The sequence below is a fragment of the Rhodococcus sp. 05-2254-2 genome, assembly GCF_002259095.1.
Lineage (GTDB): Bacteria > Actinomycetota > Actinomycetes > Mycobacteriales > Mycobacteriaceae > Rhodococcoides.
Map to the genome: position 1 here is coordinate 282,028 of NZ_NOZJ01000001.1, position 22,778 is coordinate 304,805.

Consider the following 22,778-nt stretch of genomic DNA (forward strand, 5'->3'; position numbering starts at 1 on the left):
TGAACGGAAACTCGTAGCAGGCTACGAAGTTTCGCTCACATGCGAGCGAAGCGAGCCAATACGAAGGCGTAGAGCCCGTAGAGCGCGATGCCCACGCCGGCGAGGATCAACAGGACCTGACCGTACGGCTGCGAGCCGAGAGTCTTGAGAGCACCGTCGATGCCGGTGGCCTTGGACGGATCGGACTGCAGAACTGCCACCACGACGAGGAGTCCGGCTCCGACGAGGGCAGCGCCCTTGGCTGCGTATCCGGCGATGCCGAGTTTGACGACGGCCCCGCTCTGGTGTCCTTCGAGATCGTCGAGGAAGTTCTTCGAGACGCCCTTGTAGACGTGGTATCCGCCCACTCCGATGACGACCAGCGCGACGGCGATGAGCACGAGCTTGCCGCCGCCGGATTCCATCAGTCGGGCCGACCAGCCCGCGTTCTGTTGTCCGCTGGACTTGCCCGAGCCGGTGGCGAAGCCGTAGGTCGAGAAGGCGAACGCGATGTAGACGACGGCCAGCGCGCCTGCTTTGAGACGATCCATGGCACTACCGGCGTCGGCGTCGGATTTCTTGCCGACGATCGCTTCGGCGATGCGCCACAGCGCCAGCGCCACGAACGCCACCACCGCCACCCAGAGCGCGATCTTTCCGCCGGGCTTCTCGGCCAGCTCGGCGAGTGCACCGGACTGGTCTGCGTTGCCGGCCTGGCCGAACGCCAACCGAACGGCGATGTATCCGATCAGAATGTGCAGCACTCCGCTGACGAAGTGACCGGCGCGCGCCGCTTTTTCGAATGCTCCGTTGTTCTGCACGGAACTGGCCACAGAATTTCCCGACGTGTTCACGAACGTTCCCCGATCAGTTGATTTGGGCAGCCGTTTACCCCGACCGTAGGCGCAGGAAACTGTCTCGACCTGCGAAACGCCGAACAAGATCCCACCGAGGCGTTAACACCGGGCGGACACTGATCGATGTAGCAAGCGGAGTGTCGGGACCAACGAAGAAATTGTTCGGAGTGATCCACCGTGAAATTACAGTCGATAATGCGTCGTACCAGCAGTGATCTCCCCCTGTTGAAAACCGCCAGGATGAGCGGCAGCCCGCGTACGTGGCCCGCCGAGAAGCTCGAACGGCTCCTCACCCCACAGGAACTCGACCTGATTCGACGCGGCCGAATCTGACCCCGCTGTTTCCAGGCCCGCTTGCCTCCCATTCGGGGTGACGCGGTGGCATGCTCATGTCGTTGATGAGCACCAGTTCTGGAGGGTCATGAAACCGGTCATTCTCAGCGTCGACGACGACCCAGGAGTGTCGAGGTCGGTCGCCCGCGACCTACGTCGGCGCTACGGGGAGCAGTACCGCATCGTGCGGGCGGAGTCCGGTGCAGGCGCTCTCGACGCGTTGAAAGAACTCGCGTTGCGCGGTACCCCCGTCGCCATTCTGTTGGCCGACTACCGCATGCCGCAGATGAGCGGCATGGAATTTCTCGAGCAGGCCATGGACATCTTTCCGACGGCCCGTCGCATTCTTCTCACCGCATACGCGGACACCGACGCCGCGATCGACGCGATCAACGTCGTCGATCTCGACTACTACCTGCTCAAGCCGTGGGATCCGCCCGAGGAAAAGCTCTACCCCGTGCTCGACGCCCAGCTCGAGGCCTGGTGTGCGTACGACCACCGAGCCGTCGAGGACACCAAGATCGTCGGCCACCGCTGGTCGGCGCGCTCGTCGGAGATCCGCGAGTTCCTCGCTCGCAATCAGCTGCCGTATCGCTGGTACATGTCCGACGAGTCCGAGGGGGCGCGGCTGTTGGCCGCGGCGGGCGTGGACGACGGACGGCTGCCGGTGGTCATCACCACCGAGGGTGCCGCGTTGATCGAGCCGTCCGATGCCGAACTCGGTGATCGGCTCGGTCTGACCGTTGCGCCGTCGGAGGAGTTCTACGATCTGGTCGTCATCGGTGGCGGTCCGGCCGGACTCGGAGCCGCGCTGTACGGCGCGTCCGAAGGCCTGCGGACCACCCTGATCGAGCGGACCGCGACGGGCGGTCAGGCCGGACAGAGTTCACGGATCGAGAACTACCTGGGTTTTCCCGACGGGGTCTCGGGAGCCCAGCTCGCCGAGCGGGCTCGTCGTCAGGCACTGAAGTTCGGTGCCGAGGTGGTCACCACCCAGGACGTCGTCGGCCTCGAAGCAAACGGTGCTGCGCGAACAGTGCGATTCGCGGACGGCCGCAGCATCAGCGCGCAGACGATCATCCTGTCCACCGGTGTCGCCTACAGGCGGTTGGACGCACCCGGAATCGACGACTTCACCGGACGCGGCGTGTTCTACGGATCGGCGATGACGGAGGCCGCGCGCTGCGCCGAGCAGGACGTCTACATCGTGGGAGGGGCGAACTCGGCCGGTCAGGCGGCGGTGTATCTCTCGCGCGGGGCCAAGTCGGTCACCATTCTGATCCGGGCCACCTCGCTCGAAGCGTCGATGTCGTACTACCTGATCAAGCAGATCGAGGAGAACCCGAAGATCAGCGTGCGGCCGTGCACCGAGGTCGTCGGCGTATCGGGAGACGGACACCTCGAGTCGATCACGCTGCACAACCGAGCGACCGAGGAGACGACGACGGTCGACGCGCAGTACCTGTTCCTGTTCATCGGCGCGGCACCGCGCACCGAGTGGCTCGACGGGGTCCTCGTGCGGGACGAGCATGGATTCGTGGTCACCGGGCCGGATCTCGTCGTCGACGGGCGCGGGCCTGCCGGGTGGACGCCCGCCCGTCTCCCACACCACCTCGAAACGAGTGTGCCCGGTGTGTTCGCTGCCGGTGACGTGCGATCCGACTCGGCCAAACGCGTCGCGTCGGCGGTGGGAGAGGGAGCGATGGCCGTGATGTTGGTGCACAGATATCTGGCGAACCCATGACCGAACAGACGCAGAACACGCCCGCATGTGACCCGGAGGAGTTACGGACGCTGTTCCTGTTCGAGCAGCTCACCGACGCGCAGCTGGTGGAGCTGTGCCGAGACGGGCGCATCGAAACGATCGAGCCGGGGCCGGTGTATGCGGAAGGTGATCCCGCGACGTGCTTCTACGTTCTGATGGAGGGGGCCGTCGTCCTCTCGAAGCTTTCCGGTGGCGAGGACCTGGTGGTCAATCGCACCTCGCAACGCGGGGTGTACGCGGGTGCGTGGCAGGCGTACCTGGGCGATCGGGTGCCGCAGACGTACCAGGGTTCGATGCGGGTGACCGAGCGCTCCCGGTTCTTCGTGCTCGACGCCGAGTGCTTCGCGTCCATCGTGCGGGAGTGGTTCCCGATGGCGTTACATCTGCTCGAGGGATTGTTCTTCGGCAATCAGAACACCAAGCAGATAGTGGAACAGCGAGAACGCTTGTTGGCGTTGGGTTCTCTGTCGGCCGGGTTGACGCACGAGCTGAACAATCCCGCGGCGGCTGCGGTGCGGGCGACGTCGGCGTTGCGAAATCGGGTGGCGCACATGCGGCAGAAGTTGGCGATGATCGCCGGTGGCACTCTCGATCGCGGCAGCTTGGCGCATCTGGTCGGACTGCAGAACGAGGCCGTGGAGCTGGTCGCCAAGGCCCCGAAGCTGACCGCGATGGAGGCGTCGGACCGTGAGGACGAACTGGGAGAGTGGTTCGAGGACAAGGGTATCGGTGACGGTTGGGATCTGGCTCCGACATTCGTCTCGGCCGGTCTCGACGTGCCGTGGCTCGATCGGGTTTCCGCGACGGTCGACGATCCAGCGTTGCTCGAGGGCGCAATTCGGTGGCTCAACTACACCGTCGAAACCGAGTTGTTGATGAACGAGATCTCGGATTCGACCACCCGCATCTCCACGCTCGTCGGTGCCGCGAAGCAGTATTCGCAGATGGATCGTGCGCCGTATCGAACGGTGGATGTGCGCGAACTACTGGACAGCACCCTGATCATGTTGGGCCGCAAGATCGGTGACGACATCACGGTGGTCAAGGACTACGACCCCGCGGTGCCGCCGATCCCGGCCTACGCCGCCGAACTCAACCAGGTGTGGACCAATCTGATCGACAATGCCGTGCAGGCGATGGCGGCTACCCCCGAGGAGAAGGGGGTGCTGACGGTGCGGACGTCGTTGGACGAGGATCAGGTCCAGATCGAGATCTGCGACACCGGACCCGGTGTGCCGCAGGAGATTCGGTCGCGCATTTTCGAGCCTTTCTTCACCACCAAGCCGGTCGGCGAGGGCACGGGGCTCGGCCTGGACATCTCGTGGCGCATCGTGGTGAACAAGCATCAGGGTGAGCTGCGGTTGGTGTCCGAACCCGGTGACACACGATTCGTCGTGCGGTTGCCCGTCGACCCTGCAATCGAGGAGGAACCATGACCATCGAAGGCATCGACCCGAAGATTCCGCCGTCGGGACCGGGTTGTGTGGAGTGCACGCAGACGCAGGGGTGGTGGGTACATCTGCGGCGGTGCGCGCAGTGCGGGCACATCGGATGTTGCGATTCCTCGCCGTCGCAGCATGCCAGCAAACATGCAGAGTCCACCCGGCACCAGTTCGTGCGCAGCTACGAGCCCGGCGAGGAATGGTTCTACAACTACGAGGACGAGCAGATGTACGACGGGCCGGAACTGGCTCCGCCGCAGCATCGTCCACTCGATCAGACGGTTCCCGGTCCGCGCGAGCGGGTGCCGTCGAACTGGCAGGCCCTGATCAATTGAACGAGAACCTGACGCGACCCACCGACGTATCGGCCGAGGATTTCCTGGCGGCTGTGGAGCACCCGGTTCGCCGTGCGGACGGGTTCGCGCTCGCCGAGATCATGGGCCGCGTCACCGGGCAACCGGCGGTGATGTGGGGTCCGACGATGGTGGGTTTCGGAAGCTATCGATACACGACGGGCAGTGGCCGCCGGGGAGAGTACTTCGTCGTCGGGTTCTCACCGCGCAAGGCGAATCTGTCGGTGTACGGCGCCACGTACGCCCCGGAGTCGGAGAGCTTGCTCGAACGGCTGGGAAAGCACAAGCGAGGAGCGGGTTGCCTGTACGTGAACAAGCTCGTCGATGTGGACATAGCGATTCTCGAACAACTGCTGGCATACAACTACCCGTACATTCTGAGTAGCCTCGCGTCATGACCTTGATCGCGGAGGACCTGCTGTTGCTGTTGCTCGACGACGACTCGGGCAAGCCGCTGGCCGACAGCACGAAGTTGCCACGGGTACTGGCAGGTGCGCTGGTCGTCGAGCTCGCCATGACCGGGTCGCTGCGCATCACCGGCCTGGACGAGCAGATCAAGAAGGATCACGTGGTCGTCGCAGGCTCGAGGCCGGAAGATGAGTTTTTGCGTCGAGTGTTCGATCTGGTCGCGTCGGCGTCGCGGCCGATGAAGCCGCAGAAGGTGATCGAGAAGTCGCAGAAGAATCTGGCGAAGGAACTGGCTGCGCGACTCGTCGCACAGGGTTTCGTCACGGAGAAGAAGGACAAGGTGTTGGGGCTGTTCCCGACGACGACGTGGCCTGCCCAGGACACCTCGCGTGAGAAGGTGCTGCGAGACGCGCTACGCAGCGCACTGGTGGACGGGACGACGCCGTCGCCGCACACGGCTGCGTTGATCTCGTTGATCTCGGCGGTGGATCTGACACACAAGGTGATCGAGGATGCGGACAAGAAGCTGCTGAAGCGGCGCGCGAAGGAGATCGCCGAGGGGGAGTGGGCCGGCGCGGCTGTGCGCAAGGCCGTCTCGGACGTCAATGCCGCAGTGATGGCCGCGGTCATGGTGCCCGTCATCGTCTCCACCACGAGCAGTTGAGGAAGAAAATGACCAGAAGCATTGCCATTCTGTTGTTCGACGATGTCGAGGTACTCGACGCGTGCGGACCGTTCGAGGTGTTCTCGGTGGCCAACCGGGTGGCCGAACGTGCAGGCAGCGCAGCGCCGTTCGAGGTGACGCTCGTCGGGATCGACGACAGGGCAGCTGTTGCTCGGGGCGGAATGAGGATCGGCGTCGACACCACGATCGACGACCCACGGCCCTACGACCTCGTCCTGGTTCCCGGTGGCGTCGTGGACGCAGTCGAGGCGAACGGCAGCGTTCTGCAGTGGCTGCAGGGTCTTCGGCCCACCGCCGAGTTGGTCGCGTCGGTGTGCACCGGTGCGTTCGTGCTCGCGGCTGCGGGACTGCTCGACGGTCGTCCGGTCACCACGCACTGGGAGGACTTGGAACTTCTGCGCGAACGGTGGCCCGCGCTCGTCGTTCACGAGGGTGTTCGGTACATCGATCACGGCGACCTGGCGACGTCGGCTGGTATCAGTGCCGGTCTGGATCTGGCGCTGCATCTGGTCGCGCGGTGGTCGGGAGCCGATCATGCTCTCGCCACCGCGGGCCAGATGGATTACGACTGGTCAGGCGCTGAGCACCCGTAGAACCAGCGCGACGACGGAGAACACGGCCAGTCCGGCGGCGGGTGCGAAGTCTTTGTCCCCGGCGCGCAGGTGCGCGACGACGGCTCCGACGAAGTAGAGGATGACGCCGACGGCGGCAGCGACGCCGATCGGCCAGACGACCAAGCCGACCAGGAGGCCGACGGCACCAAGGATCTCGAGGTAGGCGAGCCACGGGATCTTGTCGGCGGGAACCCCGACCTGCTCGAGCATCGGGACGACGGAGGGATTCTTCGTCAGTTTTCCGATCGCGGAGAACGTGAGTGCGACAGCGAGCAGAACCGAGACGACGAGGGTGGCGATGAACATGTGCCCTGCTTTCATTTCTGAGGTCACTAGTAATTGCGAAGTAGCAAGGCGGACTCTAGCACCTCGGTAGGGTGGAGGCATGGTCTCGAACGAGCAGCCTCACGACCCTCGTGCCTGTGATGGAGCGCTGACCAAAGCATTCGGCTTTCTCGGCAAGAGATGGAACGGCCTGCTGCTGGCGACTCTGATGAACGGGCCGATGGGATTCTCGGACCTGCGCCGCGCCGTCGGCGGGATCAGTGACTCGGTGCTGTCCGAGCGCCTCGGTGAGCTCGGCAGAGCAGGGCTGGTGGCACGGGCCGTCACGGAGGGTCCGCCCATCTCGGTGGAATACAGCCTGACGCCGTCGGGAGAGGCACTGCTGCCGTCGCTGGAGGCTCTCACCGACTGGGCTTCGAAAAACCTCTGACCCCCGCGAAAGTTCGCGAGGGTCAGAGAGTGGTGAAAACGGCTCAGCTGGGGTTGTTCTGGTTCTGCCCCTCGGCCGATTCGGCGAACTCCTGAGTGTCGAAGACCTCTCCACCCAGGGGGTCGACCGGAGCGTTGTCGCTCGAGTACTCGACGGCTCCCGTCTCGGGATGGACTTCGAGCTGCTCGGTGGAGACCTCGTGCACTGCGAGTACGACGGTTCCGCCGGAAGCAGCCGAGGTCAGCCCCTCCTGCGACGGCGTCAGGCCGGAGAACGTGCTCGAGATACCCGACGTCGCCTTCTTGCGTGGCGTCGGCCGGGCGGGGGTGTCCGCGTCGTCCCCGGTGACCTCCGAGGTGGTGGTCACCCGCACGTATCGCGGGGTGGTGGCGACGTCGTAGCGGAACGCCTTGAGCATCGACACACACGCCAGCGCCAACACCACGGAGAACGGCACGGCCGTCGCAATCGACATCGTCTGCAACGCTGTCAGAGAGCTGGTCCCGCCGACGAGCAGCAGTACCGCTGCGGCGATGCCCTGCAGCACGGCCCAGTAGACGCGGGTGATCTTCGGGGTTTCCAGTTGGCCACCCGTCGAGAGGATGTCGATCACCAGCGAGCCCGAGTCCGAGGACGTCACGAAGAAGAACACGATGACCGCGATGGCGATGACACTGGTGATCGCGGCGATCGGGAGGCCGTCGAGCACCTGGAACAGGCTCGTGTTGGTGTTCACTGCCCCTTCGGCGTCGAGCAGGTCTCCCTCGTTGCGCTGCCGCAGGATGCCGGTGTCACCGAAGATGGTGAACCACAGCGATCCGACGATGGTCGGTGCCAGCAGCACGCCGAACACGAATTCACGGATGGTGCGGCCACGGGAGATACGCGCGATGAACATGCCGACGAACGGTGCCCAGCTCATCCACCAGCCCCAGTAGAAGATGGTCCAGCCGCCGGCCCAGCCGTCGTCGGAGAACGGCGAGGTACGCAGGGCGAGCTCGGGCAGAGCCTGGACGTAGCCGCCGAGGTTCTGCACCCAGGACTGCATTAGGAACAGTGTCGGTCCCAGGAGCAGCACGAACAGGGCGAGCGCAGCCGCCAGCCCCATGTTGATGTTCGAGAGCCACTTGAGTCCCTTGGAAACTCCACTGACCACCGAGAAGGTGGCGATGCCGGTGATCACGGCGATGAGCACGATCACGAACAGGTTGGTGGTCTCGACCCAACCGAGGTAGTCGAGGCCGGCCGAGATCTGCTGAACGCCGAAGCCGAGCGACGTTGCGACACCGAACAGGGTGCCCACGATCGCGACGGTGTCGATGGCGTGGCCGATCGGACCTTCGATGCGCTTGCGACCGAGCAGCGGCTCGAGCAGCCAGCGGACGGTCAGCGGGCGACCCTTGCGGTAGGTCATGTACGCCATGCCGAGTCCGACGACGACGTAGATGGCCCAGGCGTGCAGGCCCCAGTGGAAGAGGGTGAGCTCCATCGCCTGGCGAGCAGCGGGGTCGGTGCTACCGGGAACGCCGCCCGCCTCGGGTGGCGTCACGTAGTGCGAGAGCGGCTCGGCGACGCCGTAGAACACCAGGCCGATGCCCATGCCGGCGCTGAACAGCATGGCGAACCAGGACAGGACGCCGAACTCGGGCTTCTCGTCGTCGCGGCCGAGGCGGATGTTGCCCACTCGGCTCAGGCCGCAGTACAGGGCGAACAGCACGAAGCCGGTCGCGGCCAGGATGTACCACCAGCCGACGCCTGCGGTGATGGCTTCGTTGAGCGTCTCGAACGAATCCGCCGCCGTGCTCGCATAGACCACGGAGAAGGCGATCATCACGAAGATGATGATCGATGCGGGGATGAAAACCGGCTTGAGCAGGCCACCCCAGGCTTCTTTTATTGCTTTCACTTAACTTGACTTCCTTACAACTCGAGTCACCGTAATCGGCTGACCACTATCGGCTTGCCGTTCTTTTTCTCTTGTTTCGGTCAAGTACCGGTAATCACCATAAACGACATCGGCCCAGGTGGCGAAACGTGCGAGGGCGGCCGAACTGGGAAACGGGCGTGGGTGCGCACTCTGTCGAGTCGCCTCGAACAGTCGAACGGACTACAGTTCTGCCGATGCTGCGGACGTGTCCGATTGTGTCACCCCTCGTATTTCGCGGCGTGAAAAATGTTGTGCAGCAGGTGATTCGGTGACCAGTCGATTGCAGCCGGGTTCGGAGTTCGCCGGATTCCGGGTCCAGCGCCGCCTCGGGGTCGGCGGTATGAGCGAGGTGTATCTGGTTCTCGGCCGGGGCCACGATCGGTACGAGGCCCTCAAGATTCTGGACCGGGATGCGTCGCGATCTCCGAGGTTGCGCAACAAGTTTCGGATGGAAGCGGCCGTCGCGGCACAGTTGGTGCACCCGAACATCGTGTCGGTGCACGAGCACGGTGAGTTCGAGCACCAGCTGTGGATGTCCATGCACTACGTGGACGGCTACAGTGCTGCGCGGCTAGTCGCCCGCGGACAGATCGCCCTCGACGTCTCTCGGGTGGCGCGCATCGTCGCCGAGGTGGCCAAGGGACTCGACTACGCCCACTCGCAGGGCGTCGTGCATCGGGACGTCAAGCCCGCCAACATTCTCATCTCCACCGTGCGATTCGACGGATACGAGCAGGTGTTGTTGTCGGACTGGGGAATTGCGCGCCTGCTCGATGATTCCACGCCGCTGGTGGCAGGCGGGACGGTGATGGCATCCATCCCGTACGCGGCACCGGAACTGCTGCGCGGGGGAGTGCTGAGCGCGCAGACCGACGTCTACGGCCTGGGGGCGACGCTCGTCGAACTGGCGACCGGCCGCACTCCGTATCCACTGGCCACGCCGTTGGCCATCACCGCCGCGCATCTCACGGCCGAGCCGCCGTCGGTGACCCGTCGTCGACGGTCGTTGCCGCGGGGGCTCGACGCGGTGGTCGCGAGGGCGTTGGCGAAGGATCCATCGGACCGTTTCCGAACCTGCGTAGAGCTCAGCGACGCCGTCGCGGCTGCAGTGGAAGCTGGAGTTCCGGAACCGCCGCCGCGACGCTCGCCGTTCACGAGGTCGCGGTGGCTCAAGTTTTCTTGACCGATCGTTCTTGACCGATCGGTCATCAATCTGTCATGCTCGATGAATGGGACGTACCAGAAGCTTCGACGAGGCGACCGTCGTCGCGTCGGCCGCCGAGCAGTTTCGATCCAACGGCTACGAAGGAACGTCCCTGGACGATCTGCTGCGCGTCACGGGACTGCATCGCGGCAGCCTCTACCAGGCGTTCGGCAGCAAGCGAGGATTGTTTCTCGCTGCGTTGACCAGTACCCGATGGGACGTGGATCTGCTACTGGTGGCGTTGTTGGAACTTGCGCCGTTCGACGACCATGTTCGCGAAATCTGCGCGAGCAGCCTTGCTTCCGGTGCCACCGAGGACGTCGCGCGCGCCCTCGGCGAACGGTTACTGGTGCGCGCCGGTATCGACTCGACCATTGCAATCGAAGGAGAACTCAGATGAATTCCGTGACCGTCGTCGACGGCACCCTGGTGGTGGAGCCGCAGGGGCTGGACAAGGTGTGGTCGTTCACTCGGAAGCTCGAGATCCCGCTGAGCAGCGTACGCGGAGCTACCCACGATCCGGGAGCAAGCAAGGAGCCCAAAGGAATTCGAGCACCGGGGCTCGGTCTGCCGGGAAAGACCGCGGGCACGTTTCACCGCGACGGCGTCAAGACGTTCTACAACGTCACCGGCAGTGCCGACACGATCGTCATAGAGCTCGAGCAGCAGGAGTATCAGCGGCTGATTCTGACGGTGGAGGATCCGCGTGCGGTGGTGCAGCTGATCAACAACGCCGCCGCGGCCGCGTGACGGGGCACCGGTCCTCGGGCCCCGTCACGCGAATCGGCTACTCCTCCGGTTCGGTCGGGCGGTTGGCCACCACCGGGTACTGGCCGGTGTAGCCGAGGCGTTCCTCTGCCACCGCGAGCACCTTGGTGCGCACCAGGAACCAACCACCGATCAGTGCGGGGACGATGACCACAAGAGTGGCGATGGTCCAGCTGCCGATCGGGGCGTCGAAGGCCATCAGCACCAGCACTCCGAAGAGGAACACCAGGGTCGCATAGCTGGTGTACGGCGCTCCGAACAGCCGAAACTTGGGCCGCTCCACGATGCCCTTCTGGGACCATCGGAACAGCTGGATCTGGCACAGCACGATGGTGGCCCAGCTGGCGATGATGCCCAGTGCCGACATGTTCAGCACGATCTCGAAGGCCTCGCCGGGGGCGATGGCGTTGAGCGCGACACCGAACAGCGTGATGAAGCAGGTGAGCAGAATGCCGCCGAACGGAACGCCGCCCTTGGTCATCTTCTTGGTGAACTCCGGCGCACTGCCGTTCATCGCCATCGACCGCAGGATGCGGCCCGTGGAGTACAGGCCGGCGTTGAGGCTCGACAGTGCCGCGGTGAGCACGACGATGTTCATGATGGTGCCCGCGCCGCCGAGGCCGATGCTCGAGAAGAACGTCACGAACGGCGACGTCCCGGACTGGTACGCGGTGTACGGCATCAGCAGGGCCAGCAGCACCAGCGAGCCGACATAGAACAGTGCGATACGGGCGATGACCGAGTTGATCGCCCGCGGCATGATCTTCTCCGGGTTCTCGGTCTCACCCGCTGCGGTACCCACCAATTCGACTGCTGCATAGGCGAACACGACACCCGAGATGACGATGACCAGCGGCCATGCGCCGGATGGGAACAAGCCGCCGTTGTCGGTGATGAGACTGATGCCCGGCATCTGGGTGCCGACGGGGATTCGGCCCGCGAGGAACACCACGCCCACGATCAGGAACGTCACCAACGCGATGACTTTGATGATGGCGGCCCAGAATTCCATCTCACCGAACCACTTGACCGACACGAGATTCAGGCTCATGACGATGACCAGCGCGATCAACGCGATGACCCACTGCGGAATCACCTCGAAACTGCCCCAGTAGTGCATGTACGTCGCAATGGCGGTGACGTCCACGATGGCCGTCATCGCCCAGTTCAGGAAGTACATCCAGCCCGCGACGAAAGCTGCCTTCTCGCCGAAGAACTCGCGCGCGTACGAGACGAAGCTGCCCGACGACGGACGGTGCAGCACCAGTTCGCCGAGGGCCCGCAGGATGAAGAATACGAAAATTCCGCAGAGCGCGTAGGCAAGGAACAGGCCGGGTCCGGCGCTGGCGAGGCGTCCACCCGCGCCGAGGAACAGGCCGGTGCCGATTGCCCCGCCGATGGCGATCATCTGCAACTGCCGAGGTTTCAGGCCCTTGTGGTAGCCCTCCTCCTCGTGGTCCATCGCCGAGTTGTCGTACGAGGTGTCGACCGTATCGGACATGTTTCGATCCTTCTTGTCGTTTTTGTAGGGTTTTGTCCGAATTTTTTGGCGTCGAAGCTGTTGTCGCTCAACGGTATTAGCGCCGATGGTTCGAAGCACAGTATTCGGATGTTAACAACGCGTACGGATGTGAACAGTGCGTGAAGGACCCTCGCGAAGGTGAGCATCCGCTCGCGGCTGTCGCCGCGCGGTGGCGTCGGGCATGGGGGTGGCGGTGGTTCGCCCCTCGGCTTGCATGAATGGTCGACCTTGCACTCGCCATGGTCGAGTGCTAGAAATGCAGTTGGCACTCTCGACACGTGAGTGCCAGGTCGGGACACGGTGAGGCCGGGGAATCAACGACACCCCTGGTCGTCCGTCGCGGGCACCGAGCTCGGCCAGCAATGTGTCACCCCCAATCCGGAGGATCACTTCGCAATGGCCAAGATCATCGCGTTCGACGAAGAGGCACGCCGTGGCCTCGAGCGAGGCCTCAATGCCCTCGCCGACGCAGTAAAGGTGACGTTGGGCCCCAAGGGTCGCAACGTCGTACTCGAGAAGAAGTGGGGAGCTCCCACGATCACCAACGATGGTGTTTCCATCGCCAAGGAGATCGAGCTCGAAGATCCCTACGAGAAGATCGGCGCCGAGCTCGTCAAGGAGGTCGCCAAGAAGACCGACGACGTCGCAGGCGACGGCACCACCACCGCTACCGTTCTCGCTCAGGCACTCGTCCGTGAAGGCCTGCGCAACGTCGCAGCCGGCGCGAACCCGCTCGGCCTCAAGCGCGGAATCGAGAAGGCTGTTGCAGCCGTCACCGAAGCCCTGCTCGCGTCCGCCAAGGAGATCGACACCAAGGAGCAGATCGCTGCTACCGCTGGCATCTCCGCAGGCGACCCGTCCATCGGCGAGCTCATCGCCGAGGCAATGGACAAGGTCGGCAAGGAAGGCGTCATCACGGTCGAGGAGTCCAACACCTTCGGCCTGCAGCTCGAGCTCACCGAGGGCATGCGCTTCGACAAGGGCTACATCTCGGCGTACTTCGCCACCGATGCAGAGCGCCAGGAAGCCGTCCTCGAAGACGCGTACATCCTGCTCGTCAGCTCCAAGATCAGCACCGTCAAGGACCTGCTGCCGCTGCTGGAGAAGGTCATCCAGTCCGGCAAGCCGCTCGTCATCATCGCCGAGGACGTCGAGGGCGAAGCTCTCTCCACCCTCGTGGTGAACAAGATCCGTGGCACCTTCAAGTCCGTTGCCGTCAAGGCACCCGGATTCGGTGACCGTCGCAAGGCGCAGCTCGCCGACATCGCCATCCTCACCGGTGGCGAGGTCATCAGCGAAGAGGTCGGCCTCTCCCTGGAGACCGCCGGACTCGAGCTGCTCGGTCAGGCACGCAAGGTCGTCATCACCAAGGACGAGACCACCATCGTCGAGGGCTCGGGAGATTCCGACGCCATCGCCGGTCGCGTCAACCAGATCCGCGCCGAGATCGAGAACTCCGATTCCGACTACGACCGCGAGAAGCTGCAGGAGCGCCTGGCCAAGCTGGCCGGTGGCGTTGCAGTCATCAAGGCCGGAGCGGCAACCGAGGTCGAGCTCAAGGAGCGCAAGCACCGCATCGAAGATGCCGTGCGCAACGCCAAGGCAGCCGTCGAAGAAGGCATCGTCGCCGGTGGCGGCGTGGCACTGCTCCAGGCAGCGCCCGCACTCGACAACCTCAAGCTCGACGGTGACGAGGCAACCGGCGTGAACATCGTTCGCGTCGCACTGTCCGCCCCGCTCAAGCAGATCGCATTCAACGCAGGCCTCGAGCCCGGCGTCGTTGCGGACAAGGTCTCCAACCTGCCCGCAGGCCACGGCCTCAACGCCGCGACCAACGAGTACGAGGACCTGCTCGCTGCAGGCATCAACGACCCGGTCAAGGTCACCCGCTCGGCACTGCAGAACGCAGCGTCCATCGCGGCTCTGTTCCTCACCACCGAGGCCGTCGTCGCCGACAAGCCCGAGAAGGCCGGAGCGCCCGCCGGCGATCCGACCGGTGGCATGGGCGGCATGGACTTCTGAGTCCCTTGTTGCACTGAAGAAGCCCGGCACCTTTCGAGGTGCCGGGCTTTTTCGTGCGGCGGAGCTTCGAATCGGGTGCAACCAGCCGCGCTCAGCGCGGTCGGCTGCACCCGATTCGATGCAGTCAGTCCCGGTGATACGCGATGTTTATGACGTTGCCGTCGGGAGCGCGAACGAAGAACCGGCGCACGCCCCACGGCTCGGTGGTCAACGGATACACGATCTCGAAACCCAACTTCTGGGCTTCGGCGTATGCGCCGTCGACATCGTCGGTGAGCACCGACATCACCGAGTCTTCCGGTGCGCTCTGGTCGCCCGTCACCAACTGAACGCTGACCGGGCGATCGGGCGACGTCAGCCGCGCAACCCAGCCCATGTCGAACTCCTCCGAACGCAGTCCGAGAAACTCGGTGTAGAACGACTTGGCCGCGTCCACGTTCGGTACCCGCAGATTGGTGATGATGTTCCTCGTTCTCATCGAACTCTCCTCCAATTCGTGGACGGCAGGAAACCTGGACGTTCGACGCTAGCAGCGGAGTCGCCGGATGTGCGGTGGTTGAGTGAGCGGCCGCGTTGTGTTTAGTGTGGGTAATGGCTTGTATTCGCTCGATGACCGTCGCGTTGGCCGTGACCGTGGTCCTCGCGGGTTGCTCCACCTCGGGAACTGCAACGCCGGAGCCCGCACCTCCCGCTACCGCGGCGACGACGGTGAGCGTCGAGCCGACCGCGACAGCAGCGCCCGAGCCCACCGAGGAGCCGGACGCCGCCGAGCCGTACGTTCTGGGCAGCACCCGCGTCGCCGGTTCCACGGGGAATGCGACGTACGACGTGGCCATTCCGCAGCTCAGTGGTGGGGACTCCGCCGTGACGGCGGAGTTCAACGAGTCGATGCGCGCGGCGCTCCAGGATCAGATCGATGGTGACTACGGGAACGACTTCGCTCTCAGCGACGGCTACTCGACGGGGACGACCCACGTGGGGAGCCGCGTGATCAGTGCCGAGCAGATCACCGGGTGGATCGCCGTCCCGCCCGGAGCGCATGGCAACTCTCTGATTGCGACCGTGACGATCGGCACCGACACCGCGCAACCGATCTCCCTCGACGATGCGTTCACCGATCTCGACGCAGGTCTGGCTCGGCTCTCCGATCAGGCAGCGAGGATTCTTCCGACCACCCGGGCCGGCGAGAGCTTCGAGCGCTCGGGGATCGAACCGACGGTGGCCAACTTCGGAAACTGGACGGCGTCACCGGAAGGTATGAACATTCACTTCGGTGACTACCAGGTCGGGGCCTACGGCATCGGCCTCATCACGATCACCGTTCCATGGACGGATCTGTCCGATGTCCTCGCTCCCGGCATGCAGGATGTGCTGAGCAGCTGACCCTCTGCCCGACAATGCGAACATGGACCCATGATGATTCGCGCAGGGGTGCTGGACGTCGCCTTCGACCGATTCGGTGATCCGTCCGGTCGTTCGGTGGTGCTGCTGCACGGGTTTCCGTACGACCCGCGCGGTTACGATGACGTCGCGAGGCTGCTCGCCGATTCCGGTTACGACGTGGTGGTGCCGTACCTGCGCGGTTTCGGTCCGACCCGGTTCGTCGACGCGGCCACGATGCGCTCCGGTGAACAGGCTGCGATCGGCCACGATCTTCGCGAGCTGATCCTTGCGCTCGAACTCGACAAGCCCATCGTTGCCGGTTACGACTGGGGTGGGCGAGCGGCCTGCGTCGTTGCCGCGATGTGGCCGGAGCTGGTGTCGGGCTTGGTGAGCGTCTCCGGCTATCTGATCCAGGACATCGCCGCGGCGGTGTCGACGCCGGTGGCCCCCCACCTGGAGAAGCGGTTCTGGTACCAGTACTACCTGCACTCCGAGCGGGGTCGGGCCGGGCTCGCGGAGTACCGCGCAGAGATCGCACAGACACTGTGGACGGACTGGTCGCCCACCTGGCGGTTCGGGGACTCAGAATTCGCGGCCACCGCACCGTCGTTCGACAACCCCGACTTCGTGAACGTCTCCGTGCATTCCTACCGGCACCGCTACGGCATCGAGGTGGGGGACGCGGCCTACGCAGCGACCCAGGAGTTGCTGACCGAGCAACCGAGGATCACGGTGCCCACGGTCGTGATCGATCCGACCGAGGACACCGTCGCCTCGCTGTACGGCCGCCCGGACCACGCGGCACACTTCGACGATCTGATCGACGTTCGTCAGGTCGATTGTGGCCACAACCCGCCTCAGGAACTACCTGGGCAGTTCGCCGACGCCATCGTGACGCTGGGCCAGGTGGTCCGGGATCGCGGCTCGAACTAGTCGACCGCGAGCTCGCCCAGTTCGTTCCAGTCGGTGCCGTCCACTTCCTGGCTGATGATCTTCGGCGTCTCCTGCAGGTACGGCGGGAGATCCTTCTGTGCCTGCTTGAAGTGATCCGAATTCACGTGCGTCGCACCGGCATCGGGGTCCTTGAAGGCCTCCACCAGGACGTACTCGGTGGGGTCGTCGAGAGTGCGCGACCAGAAGTACCAGAGGCACCCTTCCTCGGCCTGGCACGCTTCGGTGAAGTCGCGTGAGATCTCGGGCCAGTTGTCGGCGTGCTCGGGCTTGATCTTGAACTTGGCGGTGATGAAGATCAACGGTGCTCCTCGTGGTCGAAGTGATGGTTCTTGCTACTACCCGTTTTCACGGTACGAGAATCGCGCGTCCGCGAACACGTCCGTTGTCGAGGTCGTCGATGGCGCTCTGGAAGTCGTCCAACGCATAGGTCTGCGTATGCAGGTTCACCGCGCCTCGCGCGGCGAGCGACATCAGATCGCACAGGTCGTTGTACGACCCGACGAGGTTGCCGACGATGTTCTTCTCCTCGGAGATCAGGTCGATCGTCGGGACGTCGATGTTCTCGCCGTATCCGACGACGTGGTAGTCGCCGGCCCGTCTGGTCATCGCCAATCCTTCTGCGGTGGAACCACCTTCGCCGACGAAGTCGAGCACCACCTCGGCACCGAACCCGCCGGTGAGCTCCATGATCTGGTCCACCTGACTGCCGTCGGCGACCACCGCGTGATCGGCACCGAGGGTCAGCGCAAGCTTGACCGCGTCGGCGTTGCGGTCGATGACGATGAGTTCGGCGGGGGAGAGTGCCTCGAGAACCTGAATGCCGATGTGGCCCAGACCGCCCGCGCCGATGACGACACACTTGTCGCGGGGTGTGAGCCGTCGGGCCGCTTTCGCCGCCGCGTGATAGGCGGTCAGGCCGGCGTCGGCGAGTGCGGCCACCGCGGACGGCTCGAGCGAGTCGTCGATCTTCACCACTGTCCTGGCATTGGTCCGCAGGTAATCCGCGTACCCACCGTTGGTGTCGATTCCCGGGAAATCGCTTGTCTCGCAGTGAACGTCGTCGCCGGATCGGCAGGCGCGGCACAGTCCACACGTGACCAGCGGATGCAGAATCACCTTGTCGCCCTCGGTGACGTTGGTGACGGCCGATCCCACCGCATGCACCCAGCCAGCGTTCTCGTGGCCGATCGTGTACGGCAATGTGACACCGGACTTTTCGGCCCACTGGCCTTCGAGAATGTGCAGATCGGTGCGGCACACGCCTGCTCCGCCGATCTTCACGATCACGTCGAGGGGGCCTTGCACTTCGGGAATCGGGACCTCGGTCATCTCCAGCTTCCGGTGGTAGCCGACAACCTGGACGGCGCGCATCGTGCTCATCGTGAATGCTCCTGTGTAGTGCGTTGTGGGACAGCGACAGTGGTCAGGGGAATGAATGCGCCCTCTGCGCGTGGGACTTGCTGTTCCTCGGCGCCGGGGTATCGGGTCTGCAGCAGTCCGCGGCAGAAGTGCGCGTTGCCGTCGATCGACACGCGGGTGGCGCGGGCTCGCCGCATCACCATCGTCAGGTCCCCGGTGTGCGGGCGACCGGCGTGATCGACCAGAGCCGAGGCGGCCGGATCCGTGCGAAGTCCGAGTGCCTCACGGCGGCGGAGCAATGCGTTCGACGTTCGGTCGTCCGCAAGATCCCCGAGCACGACCGTCGACAGATCGTTCTCGGTCGCATGGGGATTCGCCCGCAACCATGCTTTGAGCGAGCGTTCCATCGCAGCTACGTACGCTTTGCGGCGGAACGTCGCTCGTAGCTCGTCGAGGTTCTCCTCGGCTTCGTGTCCGAAAGTGCCGCGGTAGCCGGCGTCGGCGGCAAGGCCGGCGTTGATCTTGTCCGAGTCGTGGTGATCGTCGAGTTCGACCAGCACTCGCTCGGTCCACGGCAATGCCGTCAGCACGTCCTTGGAGTCTCCCGCCATCAGATACGCGAAGTTCGGCGAACAGAACGACGTCGGCAGCCGGAGATGAACATGCACGACGCCGTCGTCGACCTCGAGGGATCGGACGAATCCGAGATCGGTGATGGGCTCGTCCAATTCGGGATCGAGGACGAGTCCGAGTGCGGCGAACGCCTCGTCGTGCCTCGACAGGGTTGCAACTACCGACACGTCACACCCCCGCGAGGTCGGCGCGTTCGGGTTGACGCGGTCCGGTCTCGGTCTCGTCGGCGTCGGGCAACTGCAGTTCGGCCGGGACCGGGATGTCGTAGAGCTTGGCGGCGTTGAGCCCGAGCACCTTTTTCTTCTGCTCGATGGTGATGGGCGCGTATTCGTCGAGGGACTCGTGGATCTGGAAGTCGACGAATCCTTCGACCAACCACTTGGGCGTCCACAGCGCGTAGTCGGAGGAGAAGAAGATGCGGTCCTCGCCCAGCCAGTACAGCAGCTCGCCCATGATCTGCCCGAAGTACTTCGGACGCGTGTGCATGAACGGAATGGCCACGGCAAGTCCGGCATACACGTTCGGTTCCTGGGTGGCGATCCAGCAGAAGTCTTCGAGGCGCGGCAGTCCGCAGTGCTCGACGACGAAGTTCAGGTCCGTGAAATCAGTGGCCACGTGGTCGACGTCCGCGACGTCGAACGCGTCGCGGTCGAGCGGACGAATGGTCGGCCCCTTGTGCACGTGAATGTTCTTGATGCCGACCTCGCGGCACACCTCGAGGTAACGCCGCGTCCAGTCGTCGTCGAGCTTGTAGCCGCGGGAGTCGCCGTGCCATTCGGCGGTGTAGAGCTTGACGCCTTTCAGCCCGAAGCGTTCTGCGTCGGCCCGCAGTTGGTCGAGACCACGCTCGCCGTTACGCGGGTCGAAGTGGTGGTTGTAGGTCAGCTTGTCCGGGTGAGCTGCCGCGAGTGCAGAGGCCTCCTCGGTCTGGCCGAAGCCGGTCTTGTAGAACTCCCCGAGGTGAGCGGGCTGGAAGATGGCGTGATCGACGTATCCGATCTCGAACAGGTCGTGCATCAGCCGCTCGCCGCCCTGGTAGAGGTACTCGTCGTACGTCCACAGCTCGCTCTCGGGCGAAAGATTGCGGTGGTAGTCGTAGAAGCAGTCGATGAACTGCTTGCCGTGGATGTTGCGCTGGTTCTGCTCCCGCGCATCCCACAGGGCGATGTGGGCGTCGACGATGAAGTAGTTCTCGCCGTTTTTCGTGTACATGCGGTGGGCCTCCCGAATTGCAGTGCGTGACGTGGGTCACGTTGATCTGTGCACGACGGTAGGGCTGTGGGGCCGCCTCGAGGGCCCCGCGACGTCTCAATTCGAGACGATCGGCGGGGTGAGATTGCGACATGCGAATGTAACGTGGGTCACATGGCTGAACCGGAGGGTCTCGTGCGAGCCCGACTCCACTCCGAGCCCCTCGCTGCCGTCTCCCACCGCCTTCTGGCGTCGTGGCATCGCAGCCAGCGGTACGGGGTCTCGCTCGACGAGGTTGCTCCCGTCTTCTCCGGAACGTACGACGGCGAATCCCTGTTCTATCGCTGCGGCCGGGAGGTGCTCGACGGTCTGCGCGACACGCTGGCGAACGAGCCGGTATCGATGATGCTGACCGACGCCGACGGTCTCGTACTGGATCGCGTCAGCGCGGACCGCGAGTTGCTGGCCGCGCTCGATCGCGTGCACCTGGCACCCGGGTTCTCCTACGCCGAGGATCAGACCGGCACCAACGGACTCGCACTCGCGCTGGCGGATCGGGTACCTGCGGTGGTGAAGGCGGACGAACACTACTCGCTCTCGTTGGCCGGGTACACGTGTGCGGCCGCTCCCGTTCTCGATCCACTGACCGGCCGGGTGGAGGGGTGTGTGAATCTCACGACGTGGTCGCAGTCGTCGTCGGATCTGCTTCTGGCCCTTGCTCAATCGGCGGCCGGAAACACCTCGGCGATGATGCTCGCACGGTCGCAGGGTCAGCAGCCCAGGCCCGCACCGCGCGGTGAGGTCTTCCGAGTCGAGACCGCGCACAGCGGAGCAGGATCCGGCGTCGTCGACGACCTCTCGCCGGCCTGGCGCAGTGCACTGGGCTCGGCGACATCGGCGCTGGCCGATCACGGTTCGGTGCTGATGGTCGGCGAGGCGGGATCAGGACGAGCTACCGTCCTGGCCCGAGCGCTGCGGACATCTCGGCCCCGCGGCCGCATCCTCAGCGCCGGTGCGCCCGCTGCCCGTGACGTCGAGGCCTGGCTCGACCTGTGGACCCCCGAATTGCCGAAACCCGATACCGCCGTGGTCATCCGCGACGTCGACAGGCTGCCCGCCCGTGCGGCGGACACGTTGGCGGAACTGCTGCGTCGTGCAGGGGCAGGCGTGCCGGTGACCGTCACGGCATCGAACTACGACGACGTACCGCACGCACTCGCCGGATTGCTGCGCACAGTCGTCGAATTGCCTTCCCTGCGACATCGGCCCGACGACATCGCGCCGCTCGCCCTGCACCTCGCGGGCCGGGTACGCGGCCGGGTCGTCACGCTGACCACCGCCGCCGAGCGGGCGCTGCGGGAGTACGCCTGGCCGGGAAACGTCGCGGAACTGGCGACGGTCATGCATCGGGCCGCGATCCGCGCAGACGTCATCGGCATCGAACACCTGCCGCCGGAGGTGCTGTCGCACACCACCCATCGACTCACCCGCATCGAGACATTCGAGCGGGACGAGATGATTCGCGTGCTGTCGCAACCCGGCATCACGATGAACGACGCGGCCGAGGAACTCGGCATGAGCCGCGCGACCATCTACCGCAAGCGAGACCGATACGGCATCACGCTGCGTTCGTGATCGCCTACGCTCGATCTCATGGCCAGTAGCTCACCGTCGATCGAGTTGCCGGTCGGCGACCGCATCGTACGAATCTCCAACCCCGATCGGGTGTACTTCCCCGAGAGCGGTGCCACCAAGCTGGATCTGGTGAACTACTACCTGAGCGTCGGCGACGGCATCGTGCGGGCACTGAGGGAGCGGCCCTGCATGATGCACCGCTTCCCCAAGGGTCTCGCCGGAGACAAGGTGCACCAGAAGCGTGTGCCCAACGGAGCGCCGCCGTGGCTGGAGACGGTGCAGGTGACGTTTCCCCGCTACAACCGCACTGCCGACGAGCTGTGCGTGACCGAACTGGCTCACGTGGCCTGGGCAGTGCAGATGTCCACCGTCGAATTTCATCCGTGGAACAGCCGCCGCGCCGATGTCGAGATGCCCGACGAGTGGCGCATCGACCTCGACCCGATGCCCGACTGCCCCTTCGACCGAGTGCGACGCGTCGCCGGGGTCGTTCAGGAGGTGTTGGAAGACCTCGGTGCCGTCGGCTGGCCCAAGACCTCCGGCGGGCACGGGCTGCACATCTACGTGCGCATCGACCCGGCCTACGGATTCAAGGATCTACGAAGGGCAGCACTGGCTTTCGCGCGTGAGGTCGAGCGTCGCGCCCCCGAGGACGTGACGACGACGTGGTGGCGCAAGGACCGCGACCCGTCGAAACTGTTCGTGGACTACAACCAGAATGCCCGCGATCACACGATCGCCAGCGCGTATTCGGTGCGGGGGAATCAACAGGCGACGGTCTCGACGCCGATCTCCTGGGACGAGGTCGCGAGCGTGGATCCGCGCGAGTTCACGATGTTCACGGTGCCTGCCAGATTCGCCGAGCTGGGTGACCTGCACGCGGGCATCGACGACGCGGTGTTCGCGATCGACGAGTTACTCGAGTGGGCTGAGCGGGACGAGCATCAGGGCTTGGTCGAGCCTGCAGAAGACTGACTGCGCCGAACTCGCAGTTATGTACGGAAATCGGCGGAAATCCGTGCATAACTG

General features: G+C 64.6%; 24 protein-coding genes. 15 read left to right on the forward strand and 9 right to left on the reverse strand.

The window, feature by feature from the left end:
* Positions 1–35: 35 nt before the first annotated feature.
* Entirely contained in the window at positions 36–833 is a 798-nt protein-coding gene (locus CH283_RS01440; protein ID WP_094641002.1) for a DUF1206 domain-containing protein, read from the reverse strand.
* Positions 834–1,257: 424 nt separating this feature from the next.
* Between CH283_RS01440 and CH283_RS01445 the strand changes: the two genes are divergently transcribed.
* Genes CH283_RS01445 through CH283_RS01470 form a run of 6 tightly spaced genes read left to right on the forward strand, consistent with a single transcriptional unit; the run spans position 1,258 to position 6,415 of the window.
* Positions 1,258–2,913, forward strand: a complete 1,656-nt coding sequence (locus CH283_RS01445) for an FAD-dependent oxidoreductase (protein ID WP_094641003.1) — start codon at positions 1,258–1,260, stop codon at positions 2,911–2,913.
* Complete coding sequence (locus CH283_RS28975) at positions 2,910–4,370, forward strand: ATP-binding protein (RefSeq protein ID WP_094641004.1); 1,461 nt, start codon at positions 2,910–2,912, stop codon at positions 4,368–4,370. Before CH283_RS01445 ends, CH283_RS28975 begins: the two co-directional genes overlap by 4 nt.
* Positions 4,367–4,711 carry a UBP-type zinc finger domain-containing protein gene (locus tag CH283_RS01455; protein WP_094641005.1) on the forward strand — a complete coding sequence of 115 codons (345 nt, stop codon included), beginning with the start codon at positions 4,367–4,369 and terminating at the stop codon, positions 4,709–4,711. Before CH283_RS28975 ends, CH283_RS01455 begins: the two co-directional genes overlap by 4 nt.
* Positions 4,708–5,127 carry a DUF1801 domain-containing protein gene (locus CH283_RS01460; RefSeq protein ID WP_094641006.1) on the forward strand — a complete coding sequence of 140 codons (420 nt, stop codon included), beginning with the start codon at positions 4,708–4,710 and terminating at the stop codon, positions 5,125–5,127. The genes CH283_RS01455 and CH283_RS01460 overlap by 4 nt, the downstream gene beginning before the upstream one ends.
* Positions 5,124–5,801, forward strand: coding sequence for a GOLPH3/VPS74 family protein (locus tag CH283_RS01465; RefSeq protein ID WP_094641007.1), 678 nt, complete (start codon positions 5,124–5,126; stop codon positions 5,799–5,801). Before CH283_RS01460 ends, CH283_RS01465 begins: the two co-directional genes overlap by 4 nt.
* 8 nt (positions 5,802–5,809) lie before the next feature.
* Complete coding sequence (locus tag CH283_RS01470; protein WP_068048154.1) at positions 5,810–6,415, forward strand: DJ-1/PfpI family protein; 606 nt, start codon at positions 5,810–5,812, stop codon at positions 6,413–6,415.
* Here CH283_RS01470 and CH283_RS01475 read toward each other — a convergent pair.
* On the reverse strand, positions 6,395–6,742 hold the full coding sequence (locus CH283_RS01475) for a DoxX family protein (protein WP_094641008.1): 348 nt from the start codon (positions 6,740–6,742) through the stop codon (positions 6,395–6,397). The genes CH283_RS01470 and CH283_RS01475 overlap by 21 nt on opposite strands.
* A 79-nt stretch (positions 6,743–6,821) precedes the next feature.
* Between CH283_RS01475 and CH283_RS01480 the strand changes: the two genes are divergently transcribed.
* Positions 6,822–7,151: a winged helix-turn-helix transcriptional regulator gene (locus tag CH283_RS01480; RefSeq protein ID WP_094641009.1), complete on the forward strand. Its 330-nt coding sequence runs from the start codon at positions 6,822–6,824 to the stop codon at positions 7,149–7,151.
* 43 nt (positions 7,152–7,194) lie between these two features.
* On the opposite strand, the gene CH283_RS01485 is transcribed toward CH283_RS01480, so the two are convergent.
* Entirely contained in the window at positions 7,195–9,057 is a 1,863-nt protein-coding gene (locus CH283_RS01485; protein ID WP_176460416.1) for a BCCT family transporter, read from the reverse strand.
* Positions 9,058–9,346: 289 nt separating this feature from the next.
* On the opposite strand from CH283_RS01485, the gene CH283_RS01490 reads away from it, so the two are divergent.
* From CH283_RS01490 to CH283_RS01500, 3 genes are read left to right on the forward strand one after another with little or no spacing between them, the layout of a single operon-like run.
* Entirely contained in the window at positions 9,347–10,261 is a 915-nt protein-coding gene (locus CH283_RS01490; RefSeq protein WP_094641010.1) for a serine/threonine-protein kinase, read from the forward strand.
* Positions 10,262–10,307: 46 nt separating this feature from the next.
* Positions 10,308–10,682: a TetR/AcrR family transcriptional regulator gene (locus CH283_RS01495; protein ID WP_094641011.1), complete on the forward strand. Its 375-nt coding sequence runs from the start codon at positions 10,308–10,310 to the stop codon at positions 10,680–10,682.
* Positions 10,679–11,032 carry a PH domain-containing protein gene (locus CH283_RS01500; protein WP_068048169.1) on the forward strand — a complete coding sequence of 118 codons (354 nt, stop codon included), beginning with the start codon at positions 10,679–10,681 and terminating at the stop codon, positions 11,030–11,032. Before CH283_RS01495 ends, CH283_RS01500 begins: the two co-directional genes overlap by 4 nt.
* Positions 11,033–11,069: 37 nt before the next feature.
* On the opposite strand, the gene CH283_RS01505 is transcribed toward CH283_RS01500, so the two are convergent.
* Positions 11,070–12,551, reverse strand: coding sequence for an amino acid permease (locus CH283_RS01505; RefSeq protein WP_068048170.1), 1,482 nt, complete (start codon positions 12,549–12,551; stop codon positions 11,070–11,072).
* 417 nt (positions 12,552–12,968) lie between these two features.
* Between CH283_RS01505 and groL the strand changes: the two genes are divergently transcribed.
* Complete coding sequence (groL, locus tag CH283_RS01510; protein WP_094641012.1) at positions 12,969–14,594, forward strand: chaperonin GroEL; 1,626 nt, start codon at positions 12,969–12,971, stop codon at positions 14,592–14,594.
* Between the two features lie 124 nt (positions 14,595–14,718).
* Here the strand turns inward: groL and CH283_RS01515 are convergent, their stop codons facing one another.
* Positions 14,719–15,072: a VOC family protein gene (locus CH283_RS01515; protein WP_094641430.1), complete on the reverse strand. Its 354-nt coding sequence runs from the start codon at positions 15,070–15,072 to the stop codon at positions 14,719–14,721.
* 131 nt (positions 15,073–15,203) lie between these two features.
* Between CH283_RS01515 and CH283_RS01520 the strand changes: the two genes are divergently transcribed.
* Positions 15,204–15,977, forward strand: a complete 774-nt coding sequence (locus tag CH283_RS01520; RefSeq protein ID WP_255183040.1) for an RsiV family protein — start codon at positions 15,204–15,206, stop codon at positions 15,975–15,977.
* A gap of 30 nt (positions 15,978–16,007) precedes the next feature.
* A complete protein-coding gene (locus tag CH283_RS01525; protein ID WP_068048175.1) occupies positions 16,008–16,910 on the forward strand; it encodes an alpha/beta fold hydrolase in 903 nt (300 codons plus the stop codon).
* On the opposite strand, the gene CH283_RS01530 is transcribed toward CH283_RS01525, so the two are convergent.
* Genes CH283_RS01530 through CH283_RS01545 form a run of 4 tightly spaced genes read right to left on the reverse strand, consistent with a single transcriptional unit; the run spans position 16,907 to position 20,135 of the window.
* Complete coding sequence (locus tag CH283_RS01530; RefSeq protein ID WP_068048178.1) at positions 16,907–17,230, reverse strand: putative quinol monooxygenase; 324 nt, start codon at positions 17,228–17,230, stop codon at positions 16,907–16,909. The two genes, CH283_RS01525 and CH283_RS01530, sit on opposite strands and share 4 nt — an antisense overlap.
* A 46-nt stretch (positions 17,231–17,276) precedes the next feature.
* Positions 17,277–18,302, reverse strand: coding sequence for an NAD(P)-dependent alcohol dehydrogenase (locus CH283_RS01535; RefSeq protein ID WP_094641432.1), 1,026 nt, complete (start codon positions 18,300–18,302; stop codon positions 17,277–17,279).
* A gap of 5 nt (positions 18,303–18,307) precedes the next feature.
* On the reverse strand, positions 18,308–19,090 hold the full coding sequence (locus CH283_RS01540; protein ID WP_255183041.1) for an iron-sulfur cluster assembly protein: 783 nt from the start codon (positions 19,088–19,090) through the stop codon (positions 18,308–18,310).
* 1 nt (position 19,091) lies between these two features.
* On the reverse strand, positions 19,092–20,135 hold the full coding sequence (locus CH283_RS01545) for an amidohydrolase family protein (protein WP_068048183.1): 1,044 nt from the start codon (positions 20,133–20,135) through the stop codon (positions 19,092–19,094).
* A gap of 153 nt (positions 20,136–20,288) precedes the next feature.
* Between CH283_RS01545 and CH283_RS01550 the strand changes: the two genes are divergently transcribed.
* Positions 20,289–21,749 carry a helix-turn-helix domain-containing protein gene (locus CH283_RS01550; protein ID WP_094641434.1) on the forward strand — a complete coding sequence of 487 codons (1,461 nt, stop codon included), beginning with the start codon at positions 20,289–20,291 and terminating at the stop codon, positions 21,747–21,749.
* An 18-nt stretch (positions 21,750–21,767) separates the two neighbouring features.
* The gene (ligD, locus tag CH283_RS01555) at positions 21,768–22,724 is read left to right on the forward strand and encodes a non-homologous end-joining DNA ligase (RefSeq protein WP_094641014.1); all 957 of its coding nucleotides are present in this window, start codon (positions 21,768–21,770) and stop codon (positions 22,722–22,724) included.
* Positions 22,725–22,778: the final 54 nt, after the last annotated feature.

Excerpts from the sequence above, each read along its gene's own strand:
- CH283_RS01445 (WP_094641003.1), top strand. The coding sequence starts at position 1,258 with ATGAAACCGGTCATTCTCAGCGTCGACGACGACCCAGGAGTGTCGAGG.
- CH283_RS28975 (WP_094641004.1), top strand. The coding sequence starts at position 2,910 with ATGACCGAACAGACGCAGAACACGCCCGCATGTGACCCGGAGGAGTTA.
- CH283_RS01455 (WP_094641005.1), top strand. The coding sequence starts at position 4,367 with ATGACCATCGAAGGCATCGACCCGAAGATTCCGCCGTCGGGACCGGGT.
- CH283_RS01465 (WP_094641007.1), top strand. The coding sequence starts at position 5,124 with ATGACCTTGATCGCGGAGGACCTGCTGTTGCTGTTGCTCGACGACGAC.
- CH283_RS01470 (WP_068048154.1), top strand. The coding sequence starts at position 5,810 with ATGACCAGAAGCATTGCCATTCTGTTGTTCGACGATGTCGAGGTACTC.
- CH283_RS01475 (WP_094641008.1), bottom strand. The coding sequence starts at position 6,742 with ATGTTCATCGCCACCCTCGTCGTCTCGGTTCTGCTCGCTGTCGCACTC.
- CH283_RS01480 (WP_094641009.1), top strand. The coding sequence starts at position 6,822 with ATGGTCTCGAACGAGCAGCCTCACGACCCTCGTGCCTGTGATGGAGCG.
- CH283_RS01495 (WP_094641011.1), top strand. The coding sequence starts at position 10,308 with ATGGGACGTACCAGAAGCTTCGACGAGGCGACCGTCGTCGCGTCGGCC.
- CH283_RS01500 (WP_068048169.1), top strand. The coding sequence starts at position 10,679 with ATGAATTCCGTGACCGTCGTCGACGGCACCCTGGTGGTGGAGCCGCAG.
- CH283_RS01505 (WP_068048170.1), bottom strand. The coding sequence starts at position 12,551 with ATGTCCGATACGGTCGACACCTCGTACGACAACTCGGCGATGGACCAC.
- groL (WP_094641012.1), top strand. The coding sequence starts at position 12,969 with ATGGCCAAGATCATCGCGTTCGACGAAGAGGCACGCCGTGGCCTCGAG.
- CH283_RS01515 (WP_094641430.1), bottom strand. The coding sequence starts at position 15,072 with ATGAGAACGAGGAACATCATCACCAATCTGCGGGTACCGAACGTGGAC.
- CH283_RS01520 (WP_255183040.1), top strand. The coding sequence starts at position 15,204 with ATGACCGTCGCGTTGGCCGTGACCGTGGTCCTCGCGGGTTGCTCCACC.
- CH283_RS01525 (WP_068048175.1), top strand. The coding sequence starts at position 16,008 with ATGATGATTCGCGCAGGGGTGCTGGACGTCGCCTTCGACCGATTCGGT.
- CH283_RS01535 (WP_094641432.1), bottom strand. The coding sequence starts at position 18,302 with ATGCGCGCCGTCCAGGTTGTCGGCTACCACCGGAAGCTGGAGATGACC.
- CH283_RS01545 (WP_068048183.1), bottom strand. The coding sequence starts at position 20,135 with ATGTACACGAAAAACGGCGAGAACTACTTCATCGTCGACGCCCACATC.
- CH283_RS01550 (WP_094641434.1), top strand. The coding sequence starts at position 20,289 with ATGGCTGAACCGGAGGGTCTCGTGCGAGCCCGACTCCACTCCGAGCCC.
- ligD (WP_094641014.1), top strand. The coding sequence starts at position 21,768 with ATGGCCAGTAGCTCACCGTCGATCGAGTTGCCGGTCGGCGACCGCATC.